The organism is Verrucomicrobium sp. BvORR106 (assembly GCF_000739655.1).
Taxonomy (GTDB): Bacteria; Verrucomicrobiota; Verrucomicrobiia; order Verrucomicrobiales; family Verrucomicrobiaceae; genus Verrucomicrobium.
The window spans coordinates 74,771-90,702 of record NZ_BATR01000164.1 but is presented as its reverse complement, the minus strand read 5'-3'; the positions used below and the strand labels follow the sequence as shown (position 1 = coordinate 90,702).

At 59.5% G+C, this 15,932-nt stretch carries 14 protein-coding genes; 12 read left to right on the top strand and 2 right to left on the bottom strand.

Going from position 1 to position 15,932, the window contains the following annotated elements:
• The first annotated feature begins 55 nt into the window (after positions 1-55).
• From BV106_RS29600 to BV106_RS36455, 3 genes are all read left to right on the top strand, one after another.
• Positions 56-2,221: a transglycosylase domain-containing protein gene (locus BV106_RS29600; RefSeq protein ID WP_081892424.1), complete on the top strand. Its 2,166-nt coding sequence runs from the start codon at positions 56-58 to the stop codon at positions 2,219-2,221.
• Between the two features lie 378 nt (positions 2,222-2,599).
• Positions 2,600-3,037 (top strand): hypothetical protein, encoded by a 438-nt coding sequence (locus BV106_RS29595; protein ID WP_265596203.1) that lies wholly within the window; start codon positions 2,600-2,602, stop codon positions 3,035-3,037.
• Positions 3,038-3,290: 253 nt separating this feature from the next.
• Entirely contained in the window at positions 3,291-5,360 is a 2,070-nt protein-coding gene (locus tag BV106_RS36455; protein ID WP_265596202.1) for a DUF6600 domain-containing protein, read from the top strand.
• Positions 5,361-5,524: 164 nt separating this feature from the next.
• On the opposite strand, the gene BV106_RS36450 is transcribed toward BV106_RS36455, so the two are convergent.
• Complete coding sequence (locus BV106_RS36450; RefSeq protein WP_051946477.1) at positions 5,525-7,486, bottom strand: thioredoxin family protein; 1,962 nt, start codon at positions 7,484-7,486, stop codon at positions 5,525-5,527.
• A 104-nt stretch (positions 7,487-7,590) separates the two neighbouring features.
• Positions 7,591-8,637 carry a quinone-dependent dihydroorotate dehydrogenase gene (locus tag BV106_RS29580; protein ID WP_038170859.1) on the bottom strand — a complete coding sequence of 349 codons (1,047 nt, stop codon included), beginning with the start codon at positions 8,635-8,637 and terminating at the stop codon, positions 7,591-7,593.
• Positions 8,638-8,918: 281 nt separating this feature from the next.
• On the opposite strand from BV106_RS29580, the gene BV106_RS36445 reads away from it, so the two are divergent.
• The 9 genes from BV106_RS36445 (at position 8,919) to BV106_RS29535 (ending at position 15,919) form a co-directional block, all read left to right on the top strand.
• Positions 8,919-10,196 carry a histidine kinase gene (locus BV106_RS36445; RefSeq protein ID WP_265596201.1) on the top strand — a complete coding sequence of 426 codons (1,278 nt, stop codon included), beginning with the start codon at positions 8,919-8,921 and terminating at the stop codon, positions 10,194-10,196.
• 75 nt (positions 10,197-10,271) lie between these two features.
• Positions 10,272-11,219 (top strand): hypothetical protein, encoded by a 948-nt coding sequence (locus BV106_RS29570; RefSeq protein WP_051946475.1) that lies wholly within the window; start codon positions 10,272-10,274, stop codon positions 11,217-11,219.
• 33 nt (positions 11,220-11,252) lie between these two features.
• Positions 11,253-11,537, top strand: coding sequence for a hypothetical protein (locus tag BV106_RS29565; RefSeq protein ID WP_265596200.1), 285 nt, complete (start codon positions 11,253-11,255; stop codon positions 11,535-11,537).
• 28 nt (positions 11,538-11,565) lie between these two features.
• Positions 11,566-11,787 carry a hypothetical protein gene (locus BV106_RS29560; RefSeq protein ID WP_038170856.1) on the top strand — a complete coding sequence of 74 codons (222 nt, stop codon included), beginning with the start codon at positions 11,566-11,568 and terminating at the stop codon, positions 11,785-11,787.
• Positions 11,788-11,837: 50 nt separating this feature from the next.
• A complete protein-coding gene (locus tag BV106_RS29555; RefSeq protein WP_038170988.1) occupies positions 11,838-12,227 on the top strand; it encodes a nuclear transport factor 2 family protein in 390 nt (129 codons plus the stop codon).
• 59 nt (positions 12,228-12,286) lie between these two features.
• The gene (locus BV106_RS29550; protein WP_038170854.1) at positions 12,287-12,619 is read left to right on the top strand and encodes a hypothetical protein; all 333 of its coding nucleotides are present in this window, start codon (positions 12,287-12,289) and stop codon (positions 12,617-12,619) included.
• A 42-nt stretch (positions 12,620-12,661) separates the two neighbouring features.
• Positions 12,662-13,393 (top strand): GNAT family N-acetyltransferase, encoded by a 732-nt coding sequence (locus BV106_RS36440; RefSeq protein WP_051946474.1) that lies wholly within the window; start codon positions 12,662-12,664, stop codon positions 13,391-13,393.
• Positions 13,390-14,055, top strand: coding sequence for a Pr6Pr family membrane protein (locus BV106_RS29540; RefSeq protein WP_051946473.1), 666 nt, complete (start codon positions 13,390-13,392; stop codon positions 14,053-14,055). The genes BV106_RS36440 and BV106_RS29540 overlap by 4 nt, the downstream gene beginning before the upstream one ends.
• Before the next feature lie 100 nt (positions 14,056-14,155).
• Positions 14,156-15,919, top strand: coding sequence for an exo-alpha-sialidase (locus tag BV106_RS29535; protein ID WP_038170852.1), 1,764 nt, complete (start codon positions 14,156-14,158; stop codon positions 15,917-15,919).
• The last annotated feature ends 13 nt before the right edge of the window (positions 15,920-15,932 follow it).

The following is a 15,932-nucleotide window of genomic DNA, read 5'->3' as shown; positions in this document are numbered from 1 at the left end:
GCACGGCTTGCATTTGGCGGAAGCACAGGTGAGAGGAACTGCAATCCCATCCCGCATGATCGATCCCGCTCTGCCGACTCCCGAGCCCATCAAAGCTCCGCGCCATCGTTTTCGTCGTATTTTGACCCGATTGGGATTGATCGTGCTGTTGTTAGGGGCTGCTGCTGGCACCACCGTGTTGGTGGTGTTTGGGCAGATGGCCCGCCAGTATGATGTGGCCAAGCTGGGAGAGATGCCGCAGCGGTCAGTGGTGCTGGACGTGAAGGGGCGGGAGCTGGGCAAACTACACGGGGAGAACCGGGTGGTGGTGCCGTTCTCCAAGGTGTCACCGTTCTTCATCAAGGCGCTGCTGGCTCGGGAAGACGCCCGATTCTATGACCACGGCGGAGTGGATTACATCGGGGTGCTGCGTGCGGCAGTGCGCAACCTGAAGGACAAACGCGCCGTGCAGGGGGCCAGCACCATCACGATGCAGCTGGCGCGCAACAGTTTTGACGGGCTGAATGCGAAGACCCTCCATCGCAAGCTGGTGGAAGTCATGCTGGCGAGGCGCATCGAGGCTGAGAAGTCCAAGGACGAGATTCTCGAACTTTACGTGAACCGCATCTTCTTCGGCAGTGGGCTTTATGGGATCGAACGGGCGAGCAAGGCCTACTTTGCCAAGTCGGCGTCCGAGCTGACTCCGGGTGAGGCCGCGATGCTGGCTGGCATCATCCGCAGCCCCAACCGCTTTTCCCCATTTCGAAATTGGAAGGGAGCGCTCAAGGAGCGGGACGATGTGCTCAAGCGGATGGTCACCACCAAGGCCATCACCCAGGCCGAGGCAGATGCGGCCATGAAGGAGGAGATCGTGGTGGCGGCGCTGCCTGTGATCCGCTCCCAGGACAACTACATGATGGAGGCGGTGCGCCGCGATCTGGAACTGATCCTTAACGACCAGGATGTGGAAGACGGCGGGCTGGTGATCCACACCACCCTGGACAAGGACATTCAGGCTGCGGCGGAGGCATCGTTGGAGAAGCGGCTGAAGGAGGTGGAAAAGCAGCGCAGCTACACTCACCCTACCAAGGCGCAGTTTGATGCGGCCTGGGATGGCGTGACGGAACCTCAGTCCGTACCCTATCTGCAAGGGGCGGTGCTGGCAGTGAACAACCACACGGGCGGCATCCTGGCAGTGGTGGGAGGGCGGGACTTTACCCAGAGCCGCTTTGACCGGGCGCTTCAGGGTACGCGGCCCATCGGCTCGACGGTCAAACCCTTCATCTATGCCGCAGCCTTCCAGCAGGGATTGCTGCCCGGCACGCTGGTGGAAGATGCTCCGATCCGCCCCGGTGAGTTGCAGGACACCGACACGAACTGGAGTCCCGACAACTCTGACGGAAAGTTTCTCGGGTGGCAGCCTGCGTCGGTGGGATTGGTGCGCAGTCGCAATGCCATGACGGTGCGCGTTGGTAACTATGCTGGTATGGAGAATGTGCTCGCGCTCCTGCGTGACTCCGGCCTGGGAGAGCCTCAAGTGATCACGCCCCAGATCTACATCGGGAACATGGGCACAAGCCTGAAGTCCCTTACCAGTGCGATGAGCGTGTTTGCCAATCAGGGCGTGAGACGGCGACCTTTTCTCATCGAGCGCATCTCCGACTCCGAGGGAGAGGTCATCTACTCCACGCCGGTGCTGGAGGCCATCGCCATGCCTCACTACATTGCCAATGCCACGCGGCGTCTCATGGAAAAGGTGATGGACCAGGGCACGGGAGCCCCGGCCCGCAGCGAATATGGGTTCAAGGAAAGGGCGGGCGGGAAGACCGGTACCACCAATGACTATAAAGATGCCTGGTTCGTCGGCTACACTGGGGAGATTACCTGCGGCGTCTGGGTGGGCTTGGATATTCCACAGACCATTGCTCCGGGTGGCTATGGCGGCAAGCTGGCACTCCCCGTGTGGGCGGATGTGATGAAGTCAGCGGTGGCTCTGGATTACAAACCTGTCGCGCTGGCGGCAGAGGCCCTCGACAGCGAGGTCACCCTGTGCCGGGTGAGCGGTCAGCTGGCCACTGCTGCCTGCCAGCAGGCCGGTCAAGCCTACACCGATGAACTGCCCGTGGAGATGGTGCCGCAGTCAGCTTGCGCGGTGCATGGGGGAGGGGGAATTTTCACCCGAACTGAGCCTCGAGAAAAAAAAGACGGCTTCTTTGGCCGTTTGTTTCGATGGTTCAAGTGAGTCCTCCCCCGGAGCCTTCAGCAACTAAATTGCTATAAGGTCAGCAACCTGAAAAATTTCCGCAATTAGCATAAATAATTCTTGTGAAGGGTAGGGCTTTTACTTAATATTATTTCCAACGCGTGCTGCTCTGGCAACAGAGGTCATCCACAGTGCGTTTTATTACTCCAAACGGATTTAGAGAAGTAGCCCCGACACTTGGTTCGGGTAGGCAAATCCTCAAGACTCCATCACCCCATGAAATCGCGGAAATCATTGAATGGGACGTCCATGCCTTCGTGCATCGGCGTCGGCACGGCACAGAGAAATGTATTGGTGGGAGGTCGGCGAGGCTCGATCCCCAAAATCCCGCCGCAGAGCCGCACGCGTGCGGCGTCCATGCGAACCGCGGTTGTTGCGACGGACCGGCCCCGGGCGCTACAAGCCGCCCACTATGCTGGGATCACGATCAATCGATTGATCACGGTCAAAGAGCGCACCTTGGGCGTGTCGCCTGGTGGCAGGCTAGTGATGACGCTGGCCCAAGTGCACGCCCGTCTCCGCGAGATGCTTTTGATGGAGACTGGTCAGGATGTGAGCGGCTTGCCCGAGGACAATTGCTTCCCCGCGGCGCTGAATCCCACAACCAGGATGGGGCTACAGCTTCCGATTCAGAGCACCTACTTCTGTGAGGTGAAGTGCCGCGTGGGGGTAAAAGCCCTGCGAGATGCCACCACACCCGAAAAAATGGCCAAGGCCATCTGGTCGGCCATCCCGCTGGCCCATCGCTCCAGCACAACCGCGGCAGAGGAGTCTACCGAGGCGTTTGCTGCCTAGAGTTCTGCCGGTTCCTAAATCTACAAATTCTTCACCAGGCCTCCCGGCTGGCATGCTTGCCTTTCGGGAGGCCTTTGCTTTTCTGAATGGGAGAAAAGGGTGCTCGTGCGGCGGCGCTCTGCGAGGAAGGTCATGATCGAAGCAGCCTCCGGGGGATTGGATTGCGATCTAGTGAATAGAAGAGCGACCGGGCCAGTCTGTATGGGCGGGGACTGGTCCTAGGCTTTTCACTCCAACACCCCCTTGCAACGTCATGAAAACACTTCCGTTATTACTCTTAAGCTTCGCCCTCTGGTGCGTCGCGCTCCCACCCCGTGCCGTGCAGGCACAGGAAACGGTCTCGTTTGAACTCTTCTACGACTCCCTGGATCCCTACGGGGAGTGGGTTGAAGTCGATGACTACGGATATTGTTGGCGTCCCTACGCGGCCATGGATGACCCGATGTGGCGTCCCTACTCCGACGGATCCTGGGCGCACACCGATGGCGGCTGGACCTGGGTTTCTAACGAAGACTTTGGCTGGGCCACTTACCACTACGGCCGCTGGGCCCGCGTCATAGGAATGGGATGGGTTTGGGTGCCTGGGTATGAATGGGCACCGGCATGGGTGTCATGGCGTGACACGCCAGACAGGGAGTATGTGGGCTGGGCTCCCTTGCCACCTGAAGCACGGTTTGAGATCTCCATTGGGTTCAACACCTGGGTGGATGACTACTACGATATTGGACCCTCCTGCTACAACTTCGTCAGATACCGTGATTTCGGCGAACCCCGACTGCGCACGGTGATCATGCCCTACGAGCGGAACGTCACGATCATCAACAACTCGGTCAACATCACTCACATCAGCTACCGTGACTCGATCGTGAACAACGTTTACATTGGCGGGCCCCAGTACGGGTTCGTGCGGGAACGCAGTGCGCGGGAAGTGCGGGAAATGAAGCTGCGTCGGCGGGACGACTTTGACTTTGAGCGCATGCGCCGCGATCCAAAGGAATATGGACGCGGCATCAACCATCGTGAGGGGGATAATTTCCTGGTGGCTGCCCCGAACATCCGCCGTTTCCGTGATGATGAGCGTCGTGAACCTGCCAAGGTGAAGGAACGCGTGACGGACCGTCGCATTGACCGCGGCTGGGACGGCGTCAAGGACCCGGCGGTGGCTCAACGCATTCGCGAACGCATGCGTCAGGATGGTGATCGTACGCGTCCCCAAGTGATGCCAGAGAAAGTGGTCGGTGGTCGGGAACGGGATGGGCGGATTGGTGCCAATGACGACCGGGATCAGAAGGGGCGGGATAATCGTGATGGACGTGACATGAACCGCGAAGACCGTCGCACTGGACCTGGTGCCCTGCCCGGTGGGGGGCGTGACGAACGCCTGACCCCTGGCGGTGCCTCGCAGGCGGACATTGCCCGTCGCTTGGAAGAGGAGAAGAAGCTGCGTGAACAGCGCGGTGGCACCGCCATGGATGACCGCGAACGCAAACGCAACAATGATGAAGATGGACGCGTAGGCCGCCCTGGTGGGGCTCCTCCCGACATGGCCGACCGCCGTGAGAAGGAACGTCGCGATGCCATCGAGTCAGAGCAGCGTCGTCGTGCCATGGAAGGTGAAGATGCTGCCAAGAAAAAGGAGATGGCGGAGCGTGAACGTGTGGATCAAGAGCGCGGCGAGAAAATGAAAATGGATGCCCAGCGCGAAAAAGAGCGTCAGGCGGCCATGGAGTCCAAGAAGCGTGATGACGCGGAACGTATGCAGCGCGACCGTGAGGAAAAGATGCGGGGTGATTCTCAGCGCGACAAAGAGCGCCAGGCGGCCATGGAATCCAAAAAGCGCGATGATGCTGTGCGCATGCAGCGTGAACGTGAAGGCGGTGAGCAGGCTGCCAAGGAACGGATGGAAGGGGAACGCCGCAAGGCGATGGAGTCCCGGGCCCGTGAGCAGAATGAAGCGCAGGAGCGCATGCGGAACGTCGAGCGCGAAAAACAGCAGCGTGCTGGCAAGGAAATGCAGGACCGGCAGCGCGCTGCCGCAGAAGGTGCGCAGCGTCGTGAAGCAGAGAACGGCCAGCGCAAGGCCATGGAAGATGCCCGTCGCCGCAGTGATGACAGCCAGCGTGAGGCCGCAGAGCGCTCCCGCCGGGCAGCGGAGGAAGGCCGTCGTCAACAGTTGCAGAGCCAGCAACGCCGTGCCGAAGAGTCCCGTCCCCAACCCCAGATCCAGCGCCGTGAAGACAATCCTCCGGCCGGTGGTCGTGAGGGGGGCAAGCGCGGCCACGACAAGGACGATGACAAGGAGAAGGAAAAAGGCCGCAAGTAGTTTGTCGGAACTCCTCTGATCAAGATCAAGAAGGTGTGACCTGGAAATGGGTCACACCTTTTGTTTGTCGGACGGTGCCGGCCGATGATTGGCAAACAAAAAGCCTTCGCCCATTACGGCGAAGGCTCATGACCAGGCTGATTACCGGGGATCGGGCCGTAAGGCTACTTCACCGCTGCCACTGGCTGCTCGATCTTGCCCAGGGTTTCTTTCACATGGGCCACGGTGAGCAACTCGTTCAGCACCACCGGCTCCTTCTTGCCCGGAACGTAGAGCACGTTCACGGGAACAGCGGCTTTCCCCAGTTCCTGGAGGGCCTTGAAGATGACTTCATCCTGGTTGGTCCAGTCAGCCTTGAGGGTCACCACTCCGAGACGGTGAAATTCGCTACGCAAGGAGTCGTCGCGATACACGAGTTTGTTCGTCTGGCAGGTCACGCACCAGCGGGCTGTGAAGTCGATGTACACGGGCTTCTTCTCGTCTCGAAGTTGGGCCACCAGTTCGGGGGACCATTCCTTCCAGTTGAGCGCCGCTACTTCGCCATTGGCGGTGCCGGCGGACTTCTTGCGAAGGGGTTCCGGCCAGGCAAGCACCGCGCCGGATACTAGGAAAGCAAGGGTCAGGACGGCTGCAGTGAGTCGGGTCTTGGACGGCTTGTAGGGGAGCTGCCAGCGTCCGTAGATCCAGCACGCTACGCCCACGAGAACGAGACCGAACATGCCCTTGAGCAGGCCGTAGTCGTCCACCATCCCGGCGAAGGTCCAGAGAAGGAATGCAGCTGTGGCAAACATCAGGAAGGACATGGCTTGCTTGAAGCTCTCCATCCAGGCTCCGGGACGCGGCAGAAGGCCGACGAGTTTGGGGAATGCCGAGAGCAACAGATAAGGGAATGAAAGGCCCAGCCCAATCACGGTGAAGAACAGCAGAGAGGGGATGGGGGGCAGCACAAAGGCGTAGGCCAGAGCGGGGGCGAGGAAGGGGGCTGCACAGGGAGTGGCCACCACCGTTGCCAGCAATCCTGAGAAGAAGGAGCCGCCCAAGCCTGCTTTTTGCGTGAGCCCGCTGCCGACAGCGGTGGCTGAGGTCCCCACTTCAAACAGACCGGCCATGTTCAGGCCAAAGGCGAAGAGGAAGAGGGTGAGCAGCAGGACGAAAACTGGAGACTGAAGTTGAGCTCCCCAGCCGATCTGTGCCCCGCCAGAGCGCAACGCCAGGATGATGCCGGCCAGCACCCAGAAACACACCAGCACCCCCAAGGTATAGGCCAGCCCGTGCAGCACGATTCGGCGATGGTCCTCCCCCGATTGATTCACCACACCGAGAATCTTGATGCCCAAGACGGGGAACACACAGGGCATGACGTTAAGAATCAATCCACCCGCGAATGCGAGGAGGAGCTTTCCCGCCAACCCGCCTTCAGCTTGAGGCGGTGCAGTTGCTTGGGTCGCTTCAGCAGAAGCGGCCGGCACGGGAGCGGGCTCTGGGGTAGCGGTCTTGGGTGCCGGGGAGACCTCGGGCTGCTTGGGCTCCACCGCTGGAGTCGGTGCAGGTGGCGCTTTTTCCGAACTGGCCGCAGCAAAAACGGTGCTGTTTGCAGCATTGACCGCAGGTTCAGCACCGAGAGGAAGCGTCAGGGTGAAGGGCAGCTTCACTGGCATGCAGGTTTGCGGATCGCAAACCAGTGCGTCCACTTGTCCGTCCAGTTTCACTTCGCTTCCCGCCGCCGCAGAGGCGGGTGGGGTGATTTGATAGGGGAGGTACACGGTGCCCTCGTAGGCATCCATCATGACTCCGCCCGTGGACTGAATGCGATGGGTGGCTGGCCACGGGAGTTCTTCTGCCTTCCAGCCTTCCGGCAGCTTCCAGGTGACGCGGGTGGGCAGGCCGGGAGCTCCTTCGGGAATGGTCTTGCCATAGACATGCCAGGTAGGTTGGTGCTCCAGCTTCACCGCCACTTTGAAGGGCTTTCCAGCACCGATGGTGCTGAGCTCAGAAACGAGCTCGCCAGTCACCGGTTTGTTGTCCAGACCAAACTGAGCCCGCACTCCGAGTGGAGCCAGGGTGAGAGCGATCAAGGCCAGGAGGAACAGGCTGTGCCGTCGGGATTGGGACAGGAGGGCGGTCATAGACATAGGGGAGTAACGACTGTCACCGCTGAAATGTTGTCAGCGGTGACAGGTTCACACTTCTAGGAACGAAGATGGGAGCTGCTCGTTGGAGCTTTATTCCCTCAATTTTTGCCCGGGACGGCCAGTTTGGCGATATCGCGAACCAGCGCCGGGCCCCGGTAAACGAGGCCGGTGTACACCTGGACGAGGGCGGCGCCTGCATCCAGCTTCGCCTGAGCGTGGTCTGCGGTCAGGATGCCGCCCACGCCGATGATGGGCATAGACGCGGGAAGGGCGGCCCGCAGGGCGGAGATGACCTCCGTGGACCGGGTGGTGAGAGGCGCTCCACTCAACCCGCCGGTTTCATCCGCCAGGCGATGGCCCGCGACGGCTTCGCGGGAAATGGTGGTATTGGTGGCGATCACGCCATCCAGTTGCTGCTCTGTGAAGACACGCGCCAGGCTGTCAATCTGGGTGGAGTCCAGATCGGGGGCGATCTTCACCAGCAGCGGTTTCTTGTCACCATGGCGGGCAGCCAGACGCTGCTGCTCCTCCTTCAAAGTTCCGACCAGTCGGCGGATCGGTTCCTCGGCCTGCAGATCGCGCAAGCCTTTGGTGTTGGGGGAGGAAATGTTGACGGCAATGTAATCAGCCACGGGATAAGCGGCCCGCAGGCAGGTGACGTAGTCGTCCACGGCATTTTCGTTGGGGGTGTCGAAGTTCTTGCCGATGTTCACGCCTACGATTCCGGTGCCCTGGCGCCTTTCCAGACGGGCGACAGCGGCCTGAATGCCGGGGTTGTTGAAGCCCATGCGGTTGATGATCGCTTCCTTCTCAATCAGGCGGAACAAGCGGGGGGTGGGATTCCCGGGCTGAGGACGCGGGGTAAGCGTGCCGACCTCGACGAAGCCAAATCCCAAGGCTCCCCAGGCATCCACCGCCGCGGCGGACTTGTCCATGCCGGCGGCCAGACCCACGACATTGGGAAACTCGAGGCCGAGGACCTTGATAGGAGGCCGGGCCGGACCAGCGTCGGAGTCTGCACCTTCCAGCATTCCCAGCGCATGCCCCATTTTGAGCAGCTTCACCGTCCACTCGTGGGCGGTTTCAGCGTCGAGTTGAAAGAGCAGGGGACGGAGCAGTGGGTAAAGCCGGTGAATCAAGGACATGGGAGGGAAGGCCTATGTCATACCTCGCCCGGGCAGAATCGCAAATGGGGCGAACTATCACAGAACTTAATTGTGTTAGTAAAAATAATTGCCAAGGGTTCTTCTTATCTGTAGCAGATAGCAACCAGAACAGGTGCCCGGGGTTGGCGATTGTGGGGTTCGGTACAGTTTTGGATCCCTCCTCTTCGGCCTCTATTACCCCGCACGTGTTCCAGTTTCTCCAACGGCTACCCTTGTTTTGGAAGTTCCATTGCGGAGGGTGGCTGCTGTTCTTTCTGACCATGTTCCCCGCCCGGGTGCTGATCACCAAGCCTGAGGGCGGTGCTTGGGGGACCGTCGTGCCGGACATGCTTTTCTTTCTGAGCCGCGACCTGATCGCATTTGTTCTCTGCCTGGGCTTGCGGTGGGTTTTTCACAGACCCTTTGCCCAGAAGTTGAAGCCTATTCAGCTGGCGCCCTTGCTCGTGGGGTTGGCCACATTAGCCGCCGCGTTGGACGGGGTGGCGGCAGAGTGGCTGTTTCACATGATGCAGGTCGGCCGAGGCAATGTGAGCGCGCCGGTTTTTGTCGCTGCTTCCTTCTCCCTGCATCTCATCCTCTTTTTCTTCTGGGGGCTTCTGTTCTTCATTCTTCGTTCTTTCCTCCGCGCGAAGAGGAATGAGAAGCGCCTCGCGCTCACGGCGGCACGCCAGAGGGAGTCGGAGCTCCTCATGCTGCGTGCGCACCTGGAGCCCCATTTTATTTTCAACGCTCTGAATGCCATCACCATCCTGTCTCATGGCAACACCAGGGTGATTCCCGTGGTGCGGGGGTTATCGGACTATTTGCGCTTCTGTCTTGCCAACCGTGACAAACCGCTGGTGCCACTGGGTGATGAACTGGATGCCATTGGTGAATACCTGAAGGTGGAGCGGGCACGCTTTGGGGATGATCTCATCTTCAAGGTCGATGTGGACAACGCGTCCAGCCGGCACATCCCGGTGCCAGGAGTCTTCATGATGCCGCTGGTGGAAAATGCCATCAAACATCGGGCTCCAGGCAATCATCCTCTGTATCTCTGGATTCAGGTGGACCATCGTCAGGGATCTGGGGACGAAGCGGTGCTGGAGGAACTCCGGATGCATCCTGTGCATGGTGAACGCCACGAGCAAGAAGTTACCCCGGACCTGCAAGAAGTGGCCGGGATGATCTTCGACAGTGAAGTGCCAGATTTTCTGGCGATGGAGCGGGAGTTGATCATCCGCGTGACGAGCAACAGCGTCTGGAAAGTCGCGGATGAGCGTGTCAATGTCAGCCCTGCCAGCGGCGTGGGTTTGAGCAATCTCCACCGGCGCATGGAGCTCCTCTATCCAGGAGAGGGCCGGACAGAGTTCTCGATTGGGCCTTCAGAAGGCTATGTGGTGGCTCAGATTCGCATTCGCGCGCCGCTTCACGCCTTCAGGAACCGGGTGGCCGCTTCACGTCCTTCGCAGCCCGACGTCCCAGGCCCAGGCGTGACCCTGCGTCGGGATGCGGATGCTTTTGTCGGGATGATCGGCGCGCAGACACCGCATTCCTGATTCATCGTACTTTGCGTTTTTCCATGGCATAGGTTGTAGTCCGGGGTTCCAGATGGGAGGATTGAGGGACCATCTATGACAGCAGCCATTCGTAATCCTTGGTTCGCCATTCTAGCGCCCGCGCTCGTGGGCTTTGGGATCGCAGTGTATGGGATCAGTGCATTCGAGCGGTATGCCCTCGTCCTCTTCATAGGGGTGCCGATTCTGGTTTCATTTTTGTCGGCATTCTGCACCTCGTACCGCCGGGATGTCACGTTCGGCAGAGCCTACTGGACTGCCATTGTTTCACAGCTGGCGTTGGGGCTGATGATCCTGCTGGTGGCAATGGACGGTCTGATTTGCTTGTTGATGGCGCTGCCTCTGGCCATGATCGCCAATGTCATCGGAGCTTTGATTGGTAATGCAGTGGGGGCTTCCTTTTCAAAAGGGGGCACAACTCTTGTGCCCCTTCTCGCGGTAGTCATGTTTCCAGGTTTGGTGGCCTTTGAGGGAAGTACGCCATTTTCCCCGCCTCTGCGTCAAGTGATCACCAGGGTCGAGATTGATGCGCCAATTGCGCGAGTCTGGGATGTCGTGGTTGCTTTCCCCAAGATTACCTCCGAGCCAGCCTGGATTTTCAAGGCGGGTATCGCCTGTCCGATCGAAGCCAGGATTGACGGTGCCGGGGTGGGAGCCATCCGTTACTGTACCTTTTCGACAGGGGACTTTGTGGAACCCATTACCCGATGGGAAGCTCCGCATCTACTGGCGTTTGATGTAACATCGAGCCCGGCACCCATGGATGAGTTCTCCCCCTATGAGCATGTGGATGCTGCCCATCTGCATGGTCATTTGAGATCTGAGCGTGGGCAGTTTCGGCTCATCGAAGAGGATGGGAAAGTGATCCTGGAAGGCACAACGTGGTATCGCCACGAGATGGCACCGCAGTGGTATTGGGGGAACATCTCTGACGCGATCATTCATCAGATTCACCACCGGGTGCTCGACCACATCAAGGTGGTGGCTGAGGGGGCAGCAATGTGAGCCCTGATTGATCTCACGGCCACGATGCCTTGTATGCACCGCTATCTCACACTTCTGCTGCATCACCTTGGGTTTTGCGACCATCCTGAACCTTGGATGGGGCCGATGGGAGATTACTTCGTCTCGGACAAAGAACTCACCTGTGCTTACCTCGCAGATCGAGGCGCTTTTTCCCCAAAGGTAGTGGAGCTTTTCAGTGAAATGCTCGGGTTCACGATGGTGGCCAGGATCAAGGGGCGACGCTTCTTGATTGCGAAAGACTATGTCGAGGAAATTCTGAAGCACAGGGTCCTTCGGCGGAAAGGACTATGCGATTGAGGAGTCCTATTCCGCAGTCTACGAGCGCATGTTGAAAGGGCGGATCGTGCGTGACTATGATGGCACTGGGTATTGGGTCTGTCTGGATGATCCTGTTGCCGGTTTTCGAGAGCACTTCAAGCCCCTGACGGACGCAGAGTTTTATGAGGCGACTTCTCGTCTGCCGTTTGATGAGGCGGGATTTCCGGTGGTCACTCCGCCAGATGACGAGGCCTTGAGAATTGCCCGCAGTCTTCACAAGCCGCGTTGAATTGCGGCACTGGTGCGCCAGACGGGCGCTGGAAAACGTATCTCGTTGGCGTGAAAACCAATCTTCAGATTGTGCATGACCTGTACAAGGCGTTTCGCGAGAAGGACTATGATGCCTTCATTGCCATTTGTGCACCGGACCTGGAGTGGATCCAGAACGAGGGGTTTCCGCGAGGGGCCACGTGGCATGGGCCGCAGGCGGTAGTGGATGGAGTGTTCCGCACGTTTGACGACACCTGGGAGGACTGGAAGTATGAGGTGGAAAGATACCTTGATGCCGGCAACTCCATCGTCGTGATCGGCCGTTATCGCGGACGGCACCGATTGACGGGCAAGACGTTCAATTCACCGGCCGCACACATTTACGATCTCATTGGAGGCCGGGTGCAGCGTTTCCGCCAGTTCACTGACACGAAGGTGATCTGGGATGCGATGGAATAGACGGGAACGCGGGGTGCGGGTTGCTTGCAGAGGAGTTTCGGATAGCATGGGGCAAATCTTTGGCCACCATGTTTAGAGACATACCAGAAGCGGATTGGAAGAAGTTCAGGCTGATTCATCAGGCGGCTCTTCAGCGCTTTTCTCAAAGCAAACTGGATGCTTTGCAGAGGCTTGCCGTATCCGAACGCAAGACTCCGCAGGAGCGTTTGCTGGATGTGTTCGAATTTGCGCGCGATTCTCAGAACGAGATGGCGCGGATCTTTGACAATCCCCGGAGGTCCACCGCTCTATTGCAACTGGCGTTGATGCATGCGGGGAAACTCATCGACGCAGAGGAGTGGGAGGGGCTCTCCGAACATACTCGGGAGATGGTGATGGTGATCGCCGGATGACTCTGACGGTTCCCCGAGTGGCCACACCGCTACAGCTGCTTCATGACTCAGCCCCTTCACGCCTTCCATTGCCGATGCCGTGCCACCTTCGAGGTGGAGCAGCATTGGGTGGGGAGGCTCATGGTGTGCGGTGGGTGTGGTGTCTTTGTGGTCGTGCCACGTGAGTCTGGAAAACCTGTGCATGTGCCGACATTGGCCCGCTCCACTGAGCGACTGGAGATTGATCTGGCGGTGCGCCGTGACTGGCGTCAGGTACATGAGATCGACAAGGATCCGGAAAACTACAAGTTCGAGATCTCCGGTCCCCACACGGCCCGGGAGACTCGTCGGAGGATTCGAGCGGGAAGGTTTCCTTCGGGATTCAAAAAGTCCCGGAGTCTGGTCTTCAAGGTGGTCTTGAGAGAAACCGGCAAGGTGGTAGGGCTGGTGCCGGTTGGCTATGTGCTGCCTTACTACAGCGTGAACCTGGGAGTGGTGATTCACCATCCCCATGCGGGGAAAGGATTTGGAAGGGAGGCCGTTGCGGCGGTCACCGCGATTCTGTTTGAGGAACTGGGCGTTTTCAAGATCAATGCCATGTGTGACAGCCTCAACCATCGCTGCGTGAGATTACTGGAATCCGTGGGTTTTGAGAGGGAAGGGGAGGCCCGATCCTGGCTGCTGCATCCGACGCGGGGTTGGATCGATTCCCCTTATTTTGCGATGTTCAATCCCTCAGACGCCTCCCTTCACGCAGGGCGGCTCGCGGTGGCGGATGAAAGGGGGGCTCCATGACGCGGTCAGGGCAAGGTGCCTCTCTGACCCTGCGTTGGGCACGCGCCGCGTTTGCCCTGCTGGCACTGTCTGCGATCGCGGTGCAGTTCTATGAAAGTTACACGGTCACCCAGTTTCCCGTGGTCAACTTCTTCAGCTTTTTCACCATCCAGAGCAATCTCTTTGCTGCTACCGTCTTGTTGGGAGGCGCACGATCTGGCGGGGGTTCTGACGCATGGCATCACATTCGTGGTGCAGCGGTGCTCTACATGAGCATCACCGGGGTTGTCTATGGCCTGCTGCTCGCGGGGTATCAGGTGGCGTTGCAGACGACCATTCCCTGGGTGGACACCGTGCTGCACCGCTTGATGCCTCTGGTCTTGGTGGTGGACTGGCTGGTAGATCCTCCGCGCAGCAAAGAAATGACCTTTGTTCATTGTGCCACCCGGTGGGCCGTGTATCCCCTGATCTATGCGGGTTGGTCGCTGCTGCGCGGCACTTGGGCACACTGGTACCCCTACCCGTTCCTCAATCCCCGGGTGGTAGGAGGCTATTCTGTGGTGGCGCTGTACTGTCTGGGCATCGCAGCGGGTGCGCTGGCTTTTGTGTGGCTCGTAGCCTGGCTGGGACGACGTTGCCACCTGGAGGTGAAAGAGGGCAAAGCGTCTGGTCAGGGATTGTGACCAGGACATTCCTGCAAGTCACCCGAGTAGGGGTCGTAGTGAAGGCATGCGAGTTTTGCGATTCCATGGGTGGCTGTGTGCCGGGCTTGGGGCCTTGTTGATGTCGTGGGCTTTCCCTGCGGAGGGGCAAGAGCAGGGGAGGCCTGTCACCATTGTGGCTTTTGGGGATTCCACCACCGCGCCGCGTGGTGCGATCGCAATTTATCCCCTCATTTTGCAGGAGGAGTTGCGGCAGGTGCAGGTGATCAATGCCGGGGTTCCAGGCAACACCACCACGATGGCGAGGCAGAGGTTTGAGGGGGAGGTGCTGGCGAAGCATCCTGAGGTGGTGATCATCCAGTTTGGCATCAATGACTCGGCTGTGGATGTCTGGAAACAACCCGCGGCGACGGGGCCCCGAGTGACGCTGGAAGCTTATGAGGCGAACCTGAGGTACTTTGTGCAGACGCTCAAGGCCAGAAAGACGGCGGTGGTCTTGATGACTCCCAATCCCCTGCGCTGGACGGCCAATCTCAAGGAAATGTACGGACGGGCACCATATCTGCCGGATCAGCCCGACGGTTTCAATGTCACGCTGAATCCCTATGCGGAAAAGGTGCGGCTCATCGCGGCGGAAGAGAACGTCCCGCTGGTGGATGTGCCGCCGGCGATGTCCGCCCGAGCCGCTGAGATGAAAGGCAGTGTGGATCAACTGCTCGCGGACGGCATGCATCCCAACGATGAAGGACACCGTGTGGTGGGCAATCAGCTCAAGGCAGCTTTGCTGAAAGTGGCGGAGGAGAGGAAGCTGCCCATCACGGCTGCCCCAGCCTGGCAGACGAGTGGGGCTACGGCGATCATCCATCCTGCCGCCAAGGATATCACGCTCGATTCTCCGCACGATACTGTCCTGGGGAGTGGGTTGGCGTTGTTGAAGGATCGAACCACCATGATGGCGGTGTATTCCACCCCCTCCAGCTACTACAGCAAACCCGGTACGGTGTGGATTGCCGCGCGGCGCACGCTTGATGGCGGGAAGACGTGGGAGCCTGAGCAGGAAGTGGCCCGCCATCCGGACTGTCAGCCCTCACACCCTTCTGTGCTGGTCTCCAAGAACGGCACCATTCATGTCTTCTACCTGGGATTCAAGAAGTGGGCGTGGCACGGCGTCAATCCCACCCCGGACACTTCCAGTGACATCTGGACGACGCGCAGCGAGGACCAGGGCGTCACGTGGTCAGCGCCCCAGAGGATCTTCACCGGCTACAGCGGGGCCACCAATGGGGCGATTGAAACGGCGGATGGAAAACTGGTGGTGCCGTTTTCCCACTACGTGAACAATCCGGGGCGTCTGGTCAGCCGCGTTGCCATTTCCGCAGATGGCGGATCCACCTGGGATCTGGGCGCTCCATTGGACATCGGTGGAGCGGGCGATCACGAAGGGGCGCTGGAGCCAGCGGTGCTGGCGTTGAAGGACGGCCGGATCTGGATGCTGATTCGCACCACCCGCAAGGTCTTCTGGGAGGCTCACTCCTCAGACGGCGGGCTCAACTGGACGGTGCCTGCGCCTACAACCATCGATGCCGCCTCCGCACCCGCCAGCCTCACTCGATTGAGGGACGGGCGAGTGGCGCTAGTGTGGAACCATCGGGCCAAGGCGAGAAGGGAGCTGCAGTTGGCACTCTCCGCCGACGATGGAAAGAGCTGGTCCCGCCCGGTGCCGCTGGTCCGGGGCAAGAGTGTGACTTACCCCTATGTCATCGAAGGTCCCTCCGACGGAGACTTGTGGATCGGCTATCATGATGTGCCCAAAGGATGGAACATGCCAAGAGCCAGGCAGCTGAGGGTGGAGGCAAGTGCGTTGAAGCTGGTGAAACAAGAGTGAGGTGCGATTGACA

Excerpts from the sequence above, each read along its gene's own strand:
- BV106_RS29600 (WP_081892424.1), top strand. The coding sequence starts at position 56 with ATGATCGATCCCGCTCTGCCGACTCCCGAGCCCATCAAAGCTCCGCGC.
- BV106_RS29595 (WP_265596203.1), top strand. The coding sequence starts at position 2,600 with ATGCGAACCGCGGTTGTTGCGACGGACCGGCCCCGGGCGCTACAAGCC.
- BV106_RS36455 (WP_265596202.1), top strand. The coding sequence starts at position 3,291 with ATGAAAACACTTCCGTTATTACTCTTAAGCTTCGCCCTCTGGTGCGTC.
- BV106_RS36450 (WP_051946477.1), bottom strand. The coding sequence starts at position 7,486 with ATGACCGCCCTCCTGTCCCAATCCCGACGGCACAGCCTGTTCCTCCTG.
- BV106_RS29580 (WP_038170859.1), bottom strand. The coding sequence starts at position 8,637 with ATGTCCTTGATTCACCGGCTTTACCCACTGCTCCGTCCCCTGCTCTTT.
- BV106_RS36445 (WP_265596201.1), top strand. The coding sequence starts at position 8,919 with ATGTTCCCCGCCCGGGTGCTGATCACCAAGCCTGAGGGCGGTGCTTGG.
- BV106_RS29570 (WP_051946475.1), top strand. The coding sequence starts at position 10,272 with ATGACAGCAGCCATTCGTAATCCTTGGTTCGCCATTCTAGCGCCCGCG.
- BV106_RS29565 (WP_265596200.1), top strand. The coding sequence starts at position 11,253 with ATGCACCGCTATCTCACACTTCTGCTGCATCACCTTGGGTTTTGCGAC.
- BV106_RS29560 (WP_038170856.1), top strand. The coding sequence starts at position 11,566 with ATGTTGAAAGGGCGGATCGTGCGTGACTATGATGGCACTGGGTATTGG.
- BV106_RS36440 (WP_051946474.1), top strand. The coding sequence starts at position 12,662 with ATGACTCAGCCCCTTCACGCCTTCCATTGCCGATGCCGTGCCACCTTC.
- BV106_RS29540 (WP_051946473.1), top strand. The coding sequence starts at position 13,390 with ATGACGCGGTCAGGGCAAGGTGCCTCTCTGACCCTGCGTTGGGCACGC.
- BV106_RS29535 (WP_038170852.1), top strand. The coding sequence starts at position 14,156 with ATGTCGTGGGCTTTCCCTGCGGAGGGGCAAGAGCAGGGGAGGCCTGTC.